This is a genomic window from Saliniramus fredricksonii (assembly GCF_900094735.1).
Taxonomy (GTDB): Bacteria; Pseudomonadota; Alphaproteobacteria; order Rhizobiales; family Beijerinckiaceae; genus Saliniramus; species Saliniramus fredricksonii.
In genome coordinates, this window is the sequence record NZ_FMBM01000002.1 from 2,088,435 (window position 1) to 2,104,165 (window position 15,731).

The 15,731-nt window shown below is 65.9% G+C and carries 13 protein-coding genes; 2 read left to right on the plus strand and 11 right to left on the minus strand.

Going from position 1 to position 15,731, the window contains the following annotated elements:
• Nucleotides 1-29: 29 nt before the first annotated feature.
• Nucleotides 30-3,023: an ATP-binding protein gene (locus GA0071312_RS16015; protein WP_165604061.1), complete on the plus strand. Its 2,994-nt coding sequence runs from the start codon at nucleotides 30-32 to the stop codon at nucleotides 3,021-3,023.
• A 25-nt stretch (nucleotides 3,024-3,048) separates the two neighbouring features.
• Here the strand turns inward: GA0071312_RS16015 and GA0071312_RS16020 are convergent, their stop codons facing one another.
• The 4 genes from GA0071312_RS16020 to GA0071312_RS16035 are packed head-to-tail and all read right to left on the minus strand — an operon-like array spanning nucleotide 3,049 to nucleotide 5,111.
• Nucleotides 3,049-3,663: a hypothetical protein gene (locus tag GA0071312_RS16020; RefSeq protein WP_074445779.1), complete on the minus strand. Its 615-nt coding sequence runs from the start codon at nucleotides 3,661-3,663 to the stop codon at nucleotides 3,049-3,051.
• Nucleotides 3,664-3,674: 11 nt separating this feature from the next.
• The gene (locus GA0071312_RS16025; protein WP_074445780.1) at nucleotides 3,675-4,118 is read right to left on the minus strand and encodes a DUF3618 domain-containing protein; all 444 of its coding nucleotides are present in this window, start codon (nucleotides 4,116-4,118) and stop codon (nucleotides 3,675-3,677) included.
• A complete protein-coding gene (locus GA0071312_RS16030) occupies nucleotides 4,115-4,594 on the minus strand; it encodes a phage holin family protein (protein WP_083204625.1) in 480 nt (159 codons plus the stop codon). The genes GA0071312_RS16025 and GA0071312_RS16030 overlap by 4 nt, the downstream gene beginning before the upstream one ends.
• The gene (locus tag GA0071312_RS16035) at nucleotides 4,581-5,111 is read right to left on the minus strand and encodes a hypothetical protein (RefSeq protein ID WP_074445781.1); all 531 of its coding nucleotides are present in this window, start codon (nucleotides 5,109-5,111) and stop codon (nucleotides 4,581-4,583) included. Before GA0071312_RS16035 ends, GA0071312_RS16030 begins: the two co-directional genes overlap by 14 nt.
• 527 nt (nucleotides 5,112-5,638) lie before the next feature.
• Between GA0071312_RS16035 and GA0071312_RS16040 the strand changes: the two genes are divergently transcribed.
• Nucleotides 5,639-6,469: an undecaprenyl-diphosphate phosphatase gene (locus tag GA0071312_RS16040; RefSeq protein WP_238947257.1), complete on the plus strand. Its 831-nt coding sequence runs from the start codon at nucleotides 5,639-5,641 to the stop codon at nucleotides 6,467-6,469.
• A 279-nt stretch (nucleotides 6,470-6,748) separates the two neighbouring features.
• Here GA0071312_RS16040 and GA0071312_RS20135 read toward each other — a convergent pair whose 3' ends face one another.
• From GA0071312_RS20135 to GA0071312_RS16075, 7 genes are all read right to left on the minus strand, one after another.
• Nucleotides 6,749-7,204 carry an XdhC family protein gene (locus tag GA0071312_RS20135; RefSeq protein ID WP_074445783.1) on the minus strand — a complete coding sequence of 152 codons (456 nt, stop codon included), beginning with the start codon at nucleotides 7,202-7,204 and terminating at the stop codon, nucleotides 6,749-6,751.
• The gene (gene xdhB / locus GA0071312_RS16050) at nucleotides 7,155-9,518 is read right to left on the minus strand and encodes a xanthine dehydrogenase molybdopterin binding subunit (RefSeq protein ID WP_074446269.1); all 2,364 of its coding nucleotides are present in this window, start codon (nucleotides 9,516-9,518) and stop codon (nucleotides 7,155-7,157) included. The genes GA0071312_RS20135 and xdhB overlap by 50 nt, the downstream gene beginning before the upstream one ends.
• Nucleotides 9,519-9,629: 111 nt before the next feature.
• The gene (locus GA0071312_RS16055; RefSeq protein WP_074445784.1) at nucleotides 9,630-10,514 is read right to left on the minus strand and encodes an MBL fold metallo-hydrolase; all 885 of its coding nucleotides are present in this window, start codon (nucleotides 10,512-10,514) and stop codon (nucleotides 9,630-9,632) included.
• 233 nt (nucleotides 10,515-10,747) lie between these two features.
• Entirely contained in the window at nucleotides 10,748-11,623 is an 876-nt protein-coding gene (locus tag GA0071312_RS16060; protein ID WP_074445785.1) for a cytochrome c1, read from the minus strand.
• Nucleotides 11,624-11,700: 77 nt separating this feature from the next.
• On the minus strand, nucleotides 11,701-12,972 hold the full coding sequence (locus GA0071312_RS16065; protein ID WP_074445786.1) for a cytochrome b: 1,272 nt from the start codon (nucleotides 12,970-12,972) through the stop codon (nucleotides 11,701-11,703).
• Nucleotides 12,973-13,029: 57 nt separating this feature from the next.
• The gene (petA, locus tag GA0071312_RS16070) at nucleotides 13,030-13,569 is read right to left on the minus strand and encodes a ubiquinol-cytochrome c reductase iron-sulfur subunit (RefSeq protein ID WP_074445787.1); all 540 of its coding nucleotides are present in this window, start codon (nucleotides 13,567-13,569) and stop codon (nucleotides 13,030-13,032) included.
• Between the two features lie 262 nt (nucleotides 13,570-13,831).
• The gene (locus tag GA0071312_RS16075; protein ID WP_074445788.1) at nucleotides 13,832-15,664 is read right to left on the minus strand and encodes an ABC transporter ATP-binding protein; all 1,833 of its coding nucleotides are present in this window, start codon (nucleotides 15,662-15,664) and stop codon (nucleotides 13,832-13,834) included.
• Nucleotides 15,665-15,731: the final 67 nt, after the last annotated feature.

The window sequence follows — 15,731 nt, forward strand, 5'->3', positions numbered from 1 at the left end:
GCCATTTCGAAAACACCATGGGTTCAGGCGTGCAGAAGAATCAATCGATCAATTTCAAGCTGGGGCGCCTCGTGCTTGTCGCCGTGGGCATCGCGCTGATCTGCGGAACGGCGATCAACCTGTGGCGCGAGGTGGAGCGCTACGGCCAGCAAAAGCATGAACAACTCGCCACCACGGCCCATGTCTTCGCCGCCGCCGCCGCCGAGGCGGTTGAGGCACGCGACCGCGCTCAGATCCTTTCCGTGATCCGTGCCATCAGCCGCGTTCCCCAGATGAATTATGCCGTTGTCCATGACGCAGAGGGCAGGCTCCTGGCCGAACTCGGCGCCGCGATCCTGCTCAGTGACGACCGTGACGTCATGATCCGCCCCGGAGAGCGGGTCAATGCGACGCGGCTGATCCGCAGCCGCAGCGTCCGCACGGAGGTTCCGATCGACAATGGCGGCGAGACAATCGGGAGTCTGACCCTGATCAGCGATACCAGCGATCTTGCAGAACGAATGAAGGATATGCTGCTCGTGGCCGTCACCGCGTCAGCACTCGCCGCCGCGATCGGGCTGCTCATCTCGATCAAGATGCAGCGCCACATCACCCGACCGCTCCTGAACCTTGCGCACGCGATGGCCGGCATCCGGCTCAGTCACGATTACGAAGCCTATGTCGCCGCAGAGACCGATGACGAGATCGGCAATCTCGCCAAGAGCTTCAACACCATGATTGGCGAGATCCGAAAACGCGATACGCGGCTGGCGCGCCAGCGCGATCAGCTGGAGCAGGATGTGGCGGCGCGCACACGCGAATTTCTGGCCGCGAAGGAGGTCGCCGAGCAGGCCAGCCGGGCCAAGTCCGATTTTCTCGCGACCATGAGCCACGAGATCCGCACACCCATGAACGGCATGCTGGTCATGGCCGAATTGCTGGCGAAATCAGACCTGCCCGAACGTCAGCGGCGGCAGGCGGAAGTCATCACCCGCTCGGGGCAGTCGCTCCTCGCCATCATCAACGACATCCTCGATTTCGCCAAGGTGGAGGCCGGCAAGCTCGAACTTGAGCGCGTGCCGGTGGATCTCCACGAAGTCGCCGATACGGTCACCGCCCTGTTCGGCGCGCGGGCGCGCGAGAACGGGATCGATCTTGCCGCCGTCATCGCACCTGGCACCCCGCGCCATGTCATCGGCGATCCGACGCGGATCACACAGATCATTTCCAATCTGACCAGCAATGCCCTCAAATTCACCGAGAAGGGCCATGTCGTGATCCGCCTTGCCTGTGCTGACGGCATGCGCACGCGGCTGCGGATCGCCATCGAGGATACCGGTATCGGCATTGCACCGGACAAACTCGCCACAATCTTCTCCGCCTTCTCCCAGGCGGACCAGAGCACGACGCGACGTTTCGGCGGGACGGGGCTGGGGCTGACCATCTGCAAGCGGCTGGTCGAAGCCATGGATGGTGAGATCGGCGCGACCAGTGAGGTCGGCAAGGGCTCCGCCTTCAGCTTCGACATACCGCTGCAGATCCCCGTCGGCGAGGCCTATCGCGAAGCGCCGCCGCCGCAGCCACATGCGCTGCCGCTCATGCTGGGCTCCGCCGGCTCCGGAAGCCGCCAGGCCCTGGCGGCGGTCGCGTCGCGATCGGGCTTCGCCCTCGTGGAGACCCACGAGGAACGCGGTTACGGGCGCGCCACGATAACGGGTTTCTGGCTGATCAGCGCCGAGGGCCTCGTCGCGCGCAAAGCGCGCCCCAAGGGCGCCAAAGCCGTGATCGCCCTCGCCCCCATCGGCGCGGAAGCCGGCGAGATCGCGCTCGGGCGCGGGCTGGCCGATGCGGTGATGCGCCTGCCCGTCAGCATCAACGAGGCCGCTACCCTGTTCGAACGGATGCGCGCCGGGAAGCCACTCGTTGCATCTGCGCCGAAACCGGGCGCGGATGGCGATTCACTGCCGCAATTCGCGCAGGCCCGCGTGCTGGTCGCCGATGACAGCCCGGTCAATCGCGAGGTCGCGAGCGCCGCCCTGGCCCGTTTCGGCATCAACCCCGATCTCGCCAGCGACGGCCTCCAGGCCCTGCGCCAGACACATGTGGCGGACTATGATCTGATCCTGATGGACGTTTCCATGCCGGAGATGGACGGCTACGAGGCAACCCGCCGTATCCGCCAGGACGAGGCGCGCAAGGGGCGCGCGCCCAAACGCATCGTCGCCCTGACCGCGCATGTGGTGGGCGCCGAGGCGCTCGGCTGGCAGGAGGCCGGGATGGACGGGGTGCTGCACAAGCCCTTCACCATCGCCCAGCTCGGCGAGACCCTCAGCCGCCATATCGGACAGGCCGCCCCGGACGAGATCGAGGCCGGTCCGCCGGCTGCGTCTCTGGATGATACGGAGCAAGTCCCGCAGGAGCCGGACCTGGCCGGGCAGGCCGATATCGTACCGGCGAAAACGGCCATTCCGCTGCAATCCTATGTCACGGTGCTGGCGCAAAAACCGACGGAGACGTCGGAGCCGGAAGACCAGGGTGAGCCGGGCGAAGCGGCGACCGCACCGTCCTGCGTGCCGGAGGTCGTCGCGGCAGCCACGCAGGAGCAGGAGCAGGATAATGCCGACGCGCGCCCCGTCCTTGATGAGGACTTGATCGGCCAGTTGCAGCAGATGGGCGAAACCGCGGGGCCGGACTTCCTGCGCCGGGTTCTCGGGCTTTATCTCGAACATGCCCCCAAAGCGCTCGGCGATCTGCGCGAGGCGGCCTCACACGGCGATCCGCAGCAGATTGCGAGCGCGGCGCATGCGCTGAAATCCATGAGCGCGAATATCGGCGCCCTGCCCCTCGTCGATCGTCTCGGCGCAATGGAAACCGCCGCCCAGCAGGAGGCAATCAGCCCCGATGCCGCAGAGCTCGATGATATCGAAAGCATGCTCGATACCGTCTTCGCCGCCCTGACTGCGCGCTTTGGCGAAGCCCTGGCCGGTGACGCGCCCGCGCGAAGCGGCGATCAGGCCCCGAAGGCGGGAAAGAAGCGCGCCTGACCCGCACGCGCCTCCCCGCCCCGTCTTACCAGCGCCGGCGCGCGCGGCGCGGATCGCGCTCGTAGCCGTAATGCTCGGGCTCGTACCAGCGCGGCGGGTGGGGCGGATCGCGGCGCGGCAGCAGCGCACCCAGCACGAGCCCGGCGGCGAGGCCGAGCGCGCCGATTGCGAGCGGGTGCTGTCGGGCATAGGCGCGGCTGCGGCGATAGCCGCGCCGACCGGCATCGACGGCCTCGTCGTAATGCTCATGCGCCCATTCGCGCGCATCCTCGTAATGCTCGCGGGCCCATTCGCCGGCTTCGTCCAGGCCGTGTTCCGCCCGCTCACGCAAATCGTCGTAGGTTTCCGCTGCGCTTTCGCGCAGGTCGCGATAGGCTTCGCGCGCGCGGCGACGGGCCGCCTCGACGGCCTCGCGGGTCGCCTCGTCGGCGTGCTCGGCATAGGTGTCGAGCTGTGCGCGCAGGGATTCGAGCTCTTCCTCGACCTCGTGCCGCGCCTGCCGACGCGCCTTCTCGGCGATCTTCGACGCCGAGCGTGCGCTCTGGCGTATCCGCGCCGACGGTCTTGCGGAATAGGTGCCGGCCGGATTGGGGATTTCCTGCCCCTCATCCGGTGCGTTCTTGTCTTTGTCGTCGGCCATGCCGATACTCCTCAGCTGCGCGGTTGTGGTGACACATCGGGCGGGACACGCCCGCCTGGAGACATGCCGGACGCGGGATCCGGCGCCTGTCTTCCCTCAGAGAACGCGTCACTGCGTGAAGAGTTCGATGCGTCCTTCGATGCAGCGTTCGCTTCGCGCCGGTATGCACGCTCCCGCGCCCGCGCAGCGCGGGCGGCATCGCGCTCCGCGCTCCCGGCCCGCCCGATCAGCCAGCCGATTCCCGCCATCACCGCGAGGACCGGTACGGGATTGTCGCGCAGGGCGCCCATCGCCCGGTCCACGACATCGCCGTGGCGGGTGCGCCTGAGCGAGGCGAGCGCGTCATCGACCATGCCGGAGGCCGAGAGCTTGTGCTCGATGCGCTGGAGCGTCTGTTCGAGGCGCGCGCGCGAGCGCGCCACATCCGCCTCGATCTCCTCGATGCGCCGGCTCATCTGCGCCTCCTGCCGGAGAAGATATCCCCGTCGCGGTTCACCGATTCGCGCGTGCGCTTCGGCTCGAGCGTGGTCAGCGAGAGGCGGTTGCGGGCGATCAGGGCGAAGATGATGGCGAGGGCGAGCGTCACCCCGGCCACGATCAACGCGGCAAGCGCATCCGAGCCGACCAGCACCGCGATCCATTCGACCAGGGCGGAGGTGAGCAGCACGATGGTGGCGACGCCGAAGATCGCGGCGATCATCAGCATCACGATCCCGGCGATCAGGCGGGAGATGTTTTCCGCGAGTTCGGCGCGAAACAGCGCGAATTCCTTGCTCGCCAGCTCGGTCGCCTCACGCAGGGCATCAGCGATGAGCTGGTAGAGCGCGCGCGGCCCGCGATCATCGCCGCCGCCATAGCCGGTGCCGTCTGGCCCGGTGCCGCCTGGCCGGGGCGCGTCCCGGTCGTCGTCGCGCGGATCATGCTCGGTCATCGGGTTCACTCCACGCATCATCGGGATGGGGGCGCATCGGCGCGCGGGGGCGCATTGGCGCGGATTCGCGGCGCGGGCGGGTCAGCCAGCGCGCCAGCGCGAAACCCGCGAGCCCCGCCGCCGCCGCGACGAGCACCGGACGCTCGCGCGCGAAATCCTCCGCCGCATCGACCATGTCGCGAAAGCTGCGGGTGCGGATATCATCGGCCAGGTTCTCCAGCCCGAGCGCTGCCGCATCGACGAAATCGCGGATATGCGGCCTGTCGTCGAAAGCATGCCCGGAATCGCGCAAGGAGCGCGCGACATCCTCCACGGACCGCGCCGCATCCCCCTTGCGCCGCTGCGCATAATCCGCCGCATGCCCCCGCGCCGCCTTCAGGAATTCCCGACCGCGCCCATAGAGCAGATCATCGATGAAGGCCGCAATCTCGTCATCCACAGGCGAGCGCCGCCGCTCGCTGTCGCGATCACGCGGGCCATCCCCCCGTTCATCCTCATCCCGATCATCCAAAGCCATCACCCTCCCCAAACGCAACACGGCCAGAAGAGCTAACCGCAGCTGTGGTGCGGGGGTCAACATTTGTGGAGGGGGATGGGTTCCGGATCGGTCCTCGCGACCGATTGCTCGGCTGAAAAGGTGGAGCCAAGACCCGACCTTCCCGGTTTCCGGGCATTCAGCGCGGAAAACCAGTCGTGCCTGTCGGAGGCTGCCATGGGCTGCTGCCGCCCTGCGGCGCTGCTTCGGCATCTCGCACTGATCGACATAAACAGGGCGCGCCCAGGAACAGGCCGGGTCGGAACGGATCGCGCGGAAAAATCTCCCGCTGTCTGCAGCTGACAACAACATCCCGCCGGCTCAGGCGGAAGCGAATGATACGCGGCACTTGAGCCGGAGCGGATCTGCGGGTAAGAGACATTCGGAACGACCTCGGGCGCAGCGGGGACGGCACATCTCGCCCTGGCGCGTATGGTGCGGGCCGGACTGTCGAAGCCCATCCATGTCAGGGCGCCGCCAGCGAATGAGAGTCTGACAATCCGATGGCCATGTATTATCTGATTTTCCTCGCCATCGTTCAGGGAATCACGGAATTTCTGCCCATCAGCTCTTCGGCTCACCTCATTCTCGGGCGCGATCTGATGAGTGCGATCGGGCTTCCGCCCTCACAAGGAACGGCAGCCGATGAACTTGCCTTCGACATTGCGCTGCACGTCGGCTCGCTCGGGGCCGTCCTGTTGTATTTTCGCCGGGACGTCGGCGAAATGGTGTCAGGTCTGATCGATCTGTTGAGAGGCCACGGCAGTGAACGATCACGCCTGCTGCTGTTGGTCGCCGCCGGGACCGTTCCCATCCTGATCGTGGGCTTTCTTGCGAGGAACATCGTCAGCGATCTCTTGCGGGCGACGGAGATCATGGCGTGGGCGACGATCATATTCGGTATTGCGCTATGGGTGGCGGATCGGACGCCTATTGCCAAGCACGAACCCAAAGCGGTCACATTTCGCGATGCCCTCATTATCGGGCTGATGCAATGCCTTGCCATCATTCCCGGCGTCAGCCGATCCGGCATTACGATGACAGCCGGGCGATTCCTTGGTTTCGATCGTCCACTCTCCGCCCGCTTCGCCCTGCTTCTGGCCATGCCGACCGTTGCCGCAGCCGGCATTCTTGCATCCTATGAACTGTACGATCAAGGCGACACACGCATGACGGCGGATGCCCTGATCGGCGGGGGGCTTGCATTCATCGCCGCCTGGGCCGCGATCGCCCTGATGATGCGCTGGCTGCGCGATGCGAGTTATACGCCGTTCGTCATATATCGCATCCTCCTGGGTCTGGTGCTGCTCGCTCTTGTCTATGGCATCGAAGTGACTTGAATCAGGAATGCCGTGACGCGTGGGAGCCTCGGGAACAGATCATCATCATCCGTCCTGCATCTTCAGGGTCTCCGCGCCGTCCGCCGCAACCGGCGCCGGTATGTGCCGCCCCTGCCTCCGTCTTCATTGAACCTGCGGCGGCAGGGCCGGTCATCGCGCAGAACATCAGCGTGTGGGGTCGTCTCCGGGATTCTGACCAGGTCTGCGTGCGAACAACACTTTCAGGCGGAAGCGACGGCACTTGGAAATGCCCATGTCGCAGGCTGAACAAGCATCCCATCACCCCCGCACAACCCGTCCCCCCTCATCCACCCGACACGCCACCTCGAACCGCCCCTCCATCCCCGCCAGCGCGCGCAGATCCTCCAGATCCCGCCCGTCGAAGGTCTCGATCGAAAGCATCACCCGTCCGCCGCAGCATTGGCCGAGATCGGGGCCGAGTGCGTAGTCGAGAAAAAGCGCGGGGCCCCGGCCGGCCTCAAGGGCCTTGCGGCAATCGGTGAGGACGTCCCATTCGAGGCGGCCGCCGCCGATCGTGCCCGCGAAGGCGCCGTCGGGGCGGACCGCGAGCCAGGCGCCGGCTTCGCGGGGGCGGAGCCCTTGACGGCGTGGATGCGCGCGAAAGCCGCCGCGCCGGCTTCCTCGACCATGGCGGCGAGGCGGGCGAAGGGGTTTGCCGCCCCGCTCACGGCTGCGCTCCCGCCCCCGTCTTACCCGCCTCCAGCGACTCACCATCCAGCGCCTCACCCTGCAACGCCGCGCAGGCCCGCAGCACCGCCTCCGGCGTCGCCGGTGCGTCGAGGGGGACGCGCGCGCCTTCCGGGGCCACGGCGCGCACGGCATCGGTGATGGCGCAGAAGGCGGCATTGGCGAGCATCAGGGGCGGCTCGCCCACGGCTTTCGAGCGGTAGATCGTCTGCGTGCGGTTGGCATTGGGATAGAGCGTCACCTTGAAATGCTCGGGCACGTCGGAGGCGACGGGGATTTTATAGGTCGAGGGGGCGTGGGTGCGCAGCCGCCCCTCGCCGTCGAAGACGAGCTCTTCCGTCGTCAGCCAGCCCATGCCCTGCACGAACCCGCCCTCGATCTGGCCGATATCCACCGCCGGATTGAGCGATTTGCCGACATCGTGGAGGATATCGACGCGGGTGATGCGGTTCTCGCCGGTGAGCGTGTCGATCACCGCCTCGGCACAGGCCGCGCCATAGGCGAAATAGAAAAACGGCTTGCCTTGCGCCTTCTCCCGGTCCCACCAGATTTCCGGCGTGCGGTAGAACCCGGCATGGGAGAGCTGCACCCGGTTGAGGACGCAAGCGCGCGCGAGTTCGGGGAAGCTGAGGCTCTCATTGCCGATGAAGACGCGGTCGTCGCGGAAATCGATCTGCTCTGCCAGTACGCCATACTTTTCCGCAGCGAAAGCCGTCATCCGGGCCTTGATCGCCTCGCAGGCAACCTTCGCGGCCATGCCGTTGAGATCGGAGCCGGAGGAGGCCGCCGTCGGGGCGGTGTTGGGGACCTTCGCGGTGGTCGTGGCGGTGATGCGCACCCGCTCCATGGCGATGCCGAACTCCTCCGCCACCACCTGCGCCACTTTCATATAAAGCCCCTGGCCCATCTCGGTGCCGCCATGGTTGAGATGCACCGAGCCGTCCTGATAGACATGCACCAGCGCCCCGGCCTGGTTCAGATGCATCAGGGTGAAGCTGATGCCGAATTTCACCGGGGTGAGCGCGATCCCCTTCTTCAGGATGCGCGACGACGCGTTGAAGGCGGCGATCCCGGCCCGGCGCGCGCGGTAATCGGCGCTCTCGGCAAGCTCGGCGATCATCGCATGCATGATCTGCGGATCCTCGACCTTCTGGCCATAGGGGGTGATGTCGCGCCCCGCCGCATAGAGATTGGCCAGCCGCACATCCAGCGGATCGCGCCCCGTGGCCCAGGCGATCTCGTCCATGGCGCGCTCGATCGAGAGCATGCCCTGCGGCCCGCCGAAACCGCGAAAGGCGGTATTCGAGACGGTGTTGGTCTTCAGCCGCCGCGTGTCGATGCGCACGGCGGGGAGATAATACGCGTTGTCGGAATGGAACATGGTGCGATCGACCACGCCCTGGCTCAGATCCGCCGAATAGCCGCAGCGCACCAGATGCGCGACCTTGTAGCCCTGGATGACGCCGTCATCGTCGTAGCCGAGCGCGTAATCGCAGCGCATGTCGTGGCGCTTGCCGGTGAGGGCGAAATCGTCATCGCGGTCGAGTCTGATCTTGCAGGGGCGCCCGGTAACCTTCGCGCCGAGCGCGGCGATCGCAGCCCATTGCGTGGCCTGGCTCTCCTTGCCGCCGAAGCCGCCCCCCATGCGGCGCACCTCGCAGGTGACATAGGCATCGGGCAGGGCCAGCACCCGGGCGATCACGTGCTGGACTTCCGTGGGATGCTGGGTGGAGGAGGTGACGTGGATATCGCCTTCCTCGCCGGGCACTGCGAGCGCGGCCTGCCCTTCCAGATAGAAATGCTCCTGCCCGCCGATGCGCAGCGAGCCTTCCAGCCTGTGCGGGCTTTGCGCGATCGCGGCAGCGGCATCGCCGCGCCCGAAGCCGTAATCGGCGAGCACGGTCTCGTCGCGCGCCTCGGCATCCTCGACGGTGACGGAGGGCCGCTCGGCATCGATTTCGACATGCGCCTTGCGCGCAGCGCGCCGGGCGGCGTCGCGGGTGGTCGCAACGACGGCGAAGAGCGCCTGGCCATGGAAATCGACGCGAGACTCGGCAAACATCGGATCATCGCCCATGGCGGGGGAGACGTCGTTGGGGCCAGGTATGTCGGCAGCGGTGAGGACGGTGACGATACCGGGCGCGTCCCGCACCGGGGCGAGGTCGAGCGCGGTGATGCGCCCGCGCGCTTTCGGCGCCATGCCGATGGCGATATGCAGGGTGCCCTCCGGCTCGCGGATATCGTCGATATACTGCGCATTGCCCTGCACGTGCCGCAGGGCCGAATCATGCGGCAGCGCCTGGCGTACATGCCGCAGGGGCCGCGACACATCATCGGCCATGCGCTCCGTATCGCCCTCGCCTTGCCCTGTCTTCACACCATCCATCACCGAACCCGTCTTTCGATTTTCCCTGAGGATAATGCGATTTCGCGCTGATGCCAGAGTGCTCCCTCAGGGGAATGGCAAGCGTGAGAATGCGAAACCCTCGCCGTCACGCCGCACCCGCGCGATATTGGGCAGGCCCCAGTGATAACCAGCGACGGGAAGCTCTTCCCGGGCAGCCATGTCGAGCAGGCGCATCCGCGTTTCCCTAGCGGCATCCGGATCCATGTCGAACATCAGCTGCCAGTCGGGATGGCGCACGAACAGCTCGGGCAGATGCGCGGCATCGCTGATCAGCAGCATCGTCGCGTCGCCGGAAGCGATCCGGAAGGCCATGTGGCCCGGCGAATGTCCATGCGCTGCCAGCGCCGTCACGCCGGGCGCGATTTCATCGCCATCCTCGTATTCGAGGAGCGCCAGCGCCGGCTGGGCGGGATTGTCAAAGATGCGCCGCACATTGGCGAAATTGGCCTGCCAGAATTCCGGCGCGCGCGCAGCCTCGTCGGCATCGAGCCAGTAGGCGAGATCGCGGCGCGGCACGAGCACCTGTGCATTGGGAAACAGCGGCTGCCCGGACGCGTCGCGCAGCCCGTTCACGTGGTCGCCATGGCAATGCGAGATGACGATCGTATCGATATCTTCCGGCGCGACACCGATGGCGCGCAGATTGGGCAGGAGCAGGCCGAACCCCGTCCCCTCCGCCTGCGGGCCGTTGCCGGTATCAAAAAGAACCAGCCCGTCATCGAGACGCAGCAGCAGCGGCGTGAACGGAATCTCGATCGTGTCGCGGGCGCGCATGCCCGCTGCGAGCGCATCAGCCACGGCTGCGCGCGGCGCATTGGCGACGAAGCTGTCTCCAAGCGGCATGACACGCTTGCCGTCATAGACACCGGCAATGGTCGCATTGCCGAGGCGGGTGACGAAGGCGGGGGTGGGCGCCGGTTGCGGCTTCATGCGTCGTCCTCCTCGGATCGCCGCGCCGGTTCATGCTCGGCGCGCCTGGTTGCGTATCTGCGAGGGTCGCCGAGCCCGGGGGATTGTCAAGACCTGCGCGCGCAAATCCGCCAAGCGACCAATGCGCGGGTTGCCTCCTGCGCTCGGCGCGTATCCCGCCGGTGCCGCAAAAGAAAACCCCCGCATGCCTCGCAGCATCCGGGGGGCAGTCTTCAGGGCCGTGGCTGCGCCGGTCAGGCGCGGAATTCCGGTGCGCCATCCTCGCCGAGGCGGCCCCAGATCTTCTTCTTGGTGAAGTAGAGCAGACCGGCAAACACGATCAGGAACAGCATCACCTGGAAACCGATGCGCTTGCGCTGCTCGAGATGCGGCTCCGCCGTCCACATCAGGAAGGCGGTCACGTCCTTGGCGTATTGCTCAACCGTCTCGGGCGCGACCGGACGATTGGCACCTTCCGGCGTGTAGGAGATGGCGCCATCGAAAAGCACGTTCGGCATGGCGACGATCTGGCCGGGATAATACGGGTTGTAGTAGTTCCCGGCCGCGATTTCCATATCCGCCGGAGGCTCCTCGAATCCCTTGAGGAAGGCGGCGATATAATCGACACCGTTTTCGTTATACTGCGTGAACATGTCGGTGATGAACCAGGGGAAGCCGCGCTCGAAGGTGCGGGCCTTGGCCATCACGGAGAGATCCGGCGGAGCCTTGCCGCCATTGGCCGCCGCCGCTTCCCGCTCGTTGCGGAAGGGGCTGATCCAGCGATCGGAGAGCTCCCCAGGACGCTCGAACATCTCGCCGGACGCATCGGGACCATCCGGAATGCGGAACTCGGCTGCGAAGGCTTCGACCTGCCCGGTGCTGAATTCAGGCCCGCCCGCTTCCGCCAGGTTCCGGAACGACACGTATTCGAGGCCATGGCAGGACGAGCAAGCCTGGCGGAAAACGAGGAAGCCACGCTGCAGCTGCTCGCGATCGAAGGTGCCGAACGGCCCGGAGAAGCTCCAGTCCTGCAGCGGGGGTTTCAGATATTCACCGGCTGCATGGGCCGCGCCGCTCGGCATGGCGAGGGCGGCGACGAATGCACCGGCGAGGAGGAGGGTCTTCTTCATTGTCACGAACCCTGGTTCTTGTCATTCCCGTCACGACCGCGCCGCCTGAACAGGGGCGCGGTCAGGTGTGGCTGCCCTCACGCGTCCTGAGGCTTTGCGGCTGCGCCCTGCGGCATGCCCGATCCGCTCTTCTTCAGCACCGATTCCGCGATCGAATTCGGCAGCGCTTTCGGCTTCTCGAGCAGACCCAGCAGCGGCAGGAAGACGAGGAAATGCGCGAAGTAGAGCGCCGTCAGGATGCGGGCCCAGATCACGTACGCCCCTTCCGCCGGCATCGCTCCGAGATAGCCGAGCCCGATGCAGACGATCGCGAAGAGCCAGAAGAACATCTTGAAGAGCGGGCGATAGGAGCCGGAGCGCACACGCGAGGTGTCGAGCCAGGGCAGGAAGGCCAGCACCGCGATCGATGCGAACATGGCAATCACGCCCAGCAACGCGTTCGGGATCGCCCGCAGGATCGCGTAGAAGGGCAGGAAATACCATTCCGGCACGATATGCGACGGTGTCACAGACGGGTTGGCCGGCACGTAATTGTCCGCGTGGCCCAGATAGTTCGGCATGTAGAAGACGAACCAGGACAGCACGATGATGAACAGCATCGCCGAGAAGGTGTCCTTCACCGTCATGTAGGGGTGGAAGGGCACGGTGTCCTTCTTGGTCTTCACGTCGATGCCGGCAGGATTGTTGTTGCCCGGCACGTGCAGCGCCCAGACGTGGAGCAGGACCACGCCGAAGATCATGAAGGGCAGGAGATAGTGCAGCGAGAAGAAGCGGTTCAGCGTCGGATTGCCCACCGAGTAACCGCCCCAGAGGAAGGAGACGATGGTGTCGCCGACGACGGGGATCACCGAGAACAGGTTGGTGATCACGGTAGCGCCCCAATAGGACATCTGTCCCCAGGGCAGCACGTAGCCCATGAAGGCCGTCGCCATCATCAGCAGCAGGATGATCACGCCGAGGATCCAGAGGACCTCGCGCGGCGCCTTGTAGGAGCCGTAATACAGGCCGCGGAACATGTGGATGTAGACGGCAATGAAAAAGAATGAGGCGCCGTTCGCATGCAGGTAACGCATCAACCAGCCGTATTCCACGTTACGCATGATGTGCTCGACCGAGGAAAAGGCCAGCTCTGCATTCGCCGTGTAATGCATCGCCAAAACGATGCCCGTGACGATCTGCAGAACCAGCATGATCATCAGGATCGCGCCGAAGGTCCACATGTAGTTGAGATTCCGGGGGACCGGGAAAACCACAAAGGAGGAATGCACCAGCCCGATGATCGGCAAGCGGCTCTCCAGCCACTTGGCGCCGGCGCTCTTGGGGACATAGGAAGGGGAATGCGTGCTCATCTGTCTCGCCTGCTAGTACTTGCGTGCCCACCATAGGGCCCGTCTGATGCGAACCCGTCAGGCCTCTTCGCCGATGATGATCGTCGTATCATCGACGAATTCGTAGGGCGGAAGCGGCAAATTGATCGGCGCCGGGCCGACGCGGACGCGCCCGGACGTATCGAAGACGGAACCATGGCACGGGCAGAACCAGCCGCGATACTGACCCTGGAAATCCAGAGGCACACAGCCGAGATGGGTGCAGTTGCCGTAAATGATCAGCCACTGCTCCCGCCCCTCGACCACGCGATCGGCATCGGGTTCCGGATCGATGAGATCGGATAGCGGCGTCTGTTGCGCCGCCTCGATCTCCTCGGCCGTGCGATGACGGACGAAGATCAGGGCATCGCGCCAGAACACGCGCACGATCTGGCCTTCGGCGATCGGCGACAGATCGACTTCGATCGGTGCGCCGGCGGCGATGACTTCGGCATCGGGTGCGAGTTGCGCGACAAAGGGCCACGCAACGGCGGCGACACCGATCGCCGCAGTGGCGCCGGTGGCAATGAACAGAAAATCGCGCCTTGTCGGTTCGGCGGTCGGGGTGGTCTCAGCCACGTCACTCTCCCGGCATCAGTTTCCACAAATCGAACGCGTCGAGGGCCGCGCCCCGGCGTCGCCGGAGTTCCACACAAGCGTGAGAATTCGCACCATGTGTCATGCACGAGCCCCCACGCGCCGGCAATGCGACCCGGCGTCGCCACGCGGCGCGGTCTTTGACACGCTCACGCCTTCGTGTCCATAGCGCAGGAATGCCCAATCGGTCCAGCAAATCCGGTTTTGAACGATTTTTACCTGGCGTGGCTTTCCGGCGACGCCTTCAGGCCACCTCCAGAAAGCCCCCGGATTGCCGCGCCCAGAGCCTTGCGTAATGGCCGTCGCGCGCGAGCAGTTCGTGATGCGTCCCCTGTTCGACGATACGGCCCCGGTCGAGCACGATCAGGCGGTCGAGCGCCGCGATGGTGGACAGCCGGTGGGCGATGGCGAGCACGGTGCGGCCCTGCATCAGCTTCTCCAGCGAATCCTGAATCGCGGCCTCCGTCTCCGAATCGAGGGCGGAGGTCGCCTCGTCGAGCACGAGAATCGGCGCATCCTTGAGAATCACCCGCGCGATGGCGATGCGCTGGCGCTGGCCGCCGGAGAGCTTCACCCCGCGCTCGCCCACATGGGCGTCGTACCCGCGCCGTCCGCGATGATCCTCCAGCGCCGTGATGAATTCATGCGCATGGGCGAGCTTCGCCGCGCGCTCGACCTCCTCCTGCGTGGCCTCGAGGCGCCCGTAGAGGATGTTGTCGCGGATCGAGCGGTGCAATAGCGAGGTATCCTGCGTCACCACGCCGATCTGCGCGCGCAGGCTGTCCTGGGTGACGCGGGCGATATCCTGCCCGTCGATGGTGATTCGCCCGCCTTCGAGATCGTGCAGGCGCAGGAGCAGCGCGGCGATGGTGGATTTCCCCGCCCCGCTCGGCCCCACCAGCCCGACCTTCTCCCCCGGCGCGATGGCGAGGTCGAAGCGCTCCAGAACCTCCGCCTCGGCGCCGTAATGAAAGCTCACATCCTCGAAGCGGATCGCGCCGTCACGCACTCCGAGCGGGCGCGCTGCCGCCATGTCGGTCACCTTGTGCGGCTGGGCGATGGTGCGCATGCTCTCCTGCACCACCCCGACATTCTCGAACACGCCACGCACCGAGCGCATCACCCAGCCCGACATGGCGAGGATGCGCATCACGAGCGCAAGCCCCGCCGCCGCCTCGCCGGTCGACATCGCGCCCTCGCGCCACAGCATCAGCGAGAGCGTGGCGATGGCGGCGAGCAGGGCCGAGTTCATCACCGCAAGCGTTCCGGCAGAGGCCACGATTACACGCCCGAGATCGAGAAAGGCGCGGGTATTGCGCGCAAGCGCCTCGCGCACCGAGGCGCGCTCGTCTTCCGATCGGGCAAACAGCTTCACCGTCAGCGCGTTGGTATAGGTGTCCACCACCCGCGCCACCAGCACGGAGCGGGTATCGGCGTTCTTCAGGGAGCGATCGCGCGCCAGCGGAATGAAATAGCGCAGGAGCAGCCCGTAGCCGATCATCCACAAGGCCATGGGCAGGGCGAGCCAAGGACTGATCGATGAAAACAGCAAAAAGGCCGTGATGGCGAAGATGCCGACATAGAGCAGCGTGTCGAGCAGGGTCACCGCGATCTCGCGCACTGCCGGCCCGACCTGCACGATCCGGTTGGCCAGCCGTCCGGCGAAATCGCCCTGGAAATAGCCGAGCGCATGGCCGATCGTATAGGAATGGGTGCGCCAGCGGATCATGTTGGTGGTCTGCGGCACGATCACCTGGTTGGTGATGATATCGTGCGTGATGTGGAGGAGCGGGCGCATCACGATCACGGCGAAAGCCGCGAGCAGCAGCGCCGTGCCGTGATCGGCATAGACCGTCTGCGGATCCGCGGTGGAGAGCAGATCGACAAACCAGCCGACGAGCAGATAAAGCCCCGATTCGAGCACACCCACCGCCAGCGAGATCAGGACCAGCACCCCCAGCCAGCCGCGCACCGGGCGCAGATAATGCCAGGCGAAGGCGCTCACCCGGTCGGGCGGCGTCTCCTCCCGGTCAAAGGGCGCGAAAGGGTCGATGCGGCGCTCGGCGCGCTCCAGCATGGTCTTTTTCCTGTTGCTTGCGCCGGCGCCGCAGCGCGACGATAACCGTCGCGCCCTTGCGCCCGAC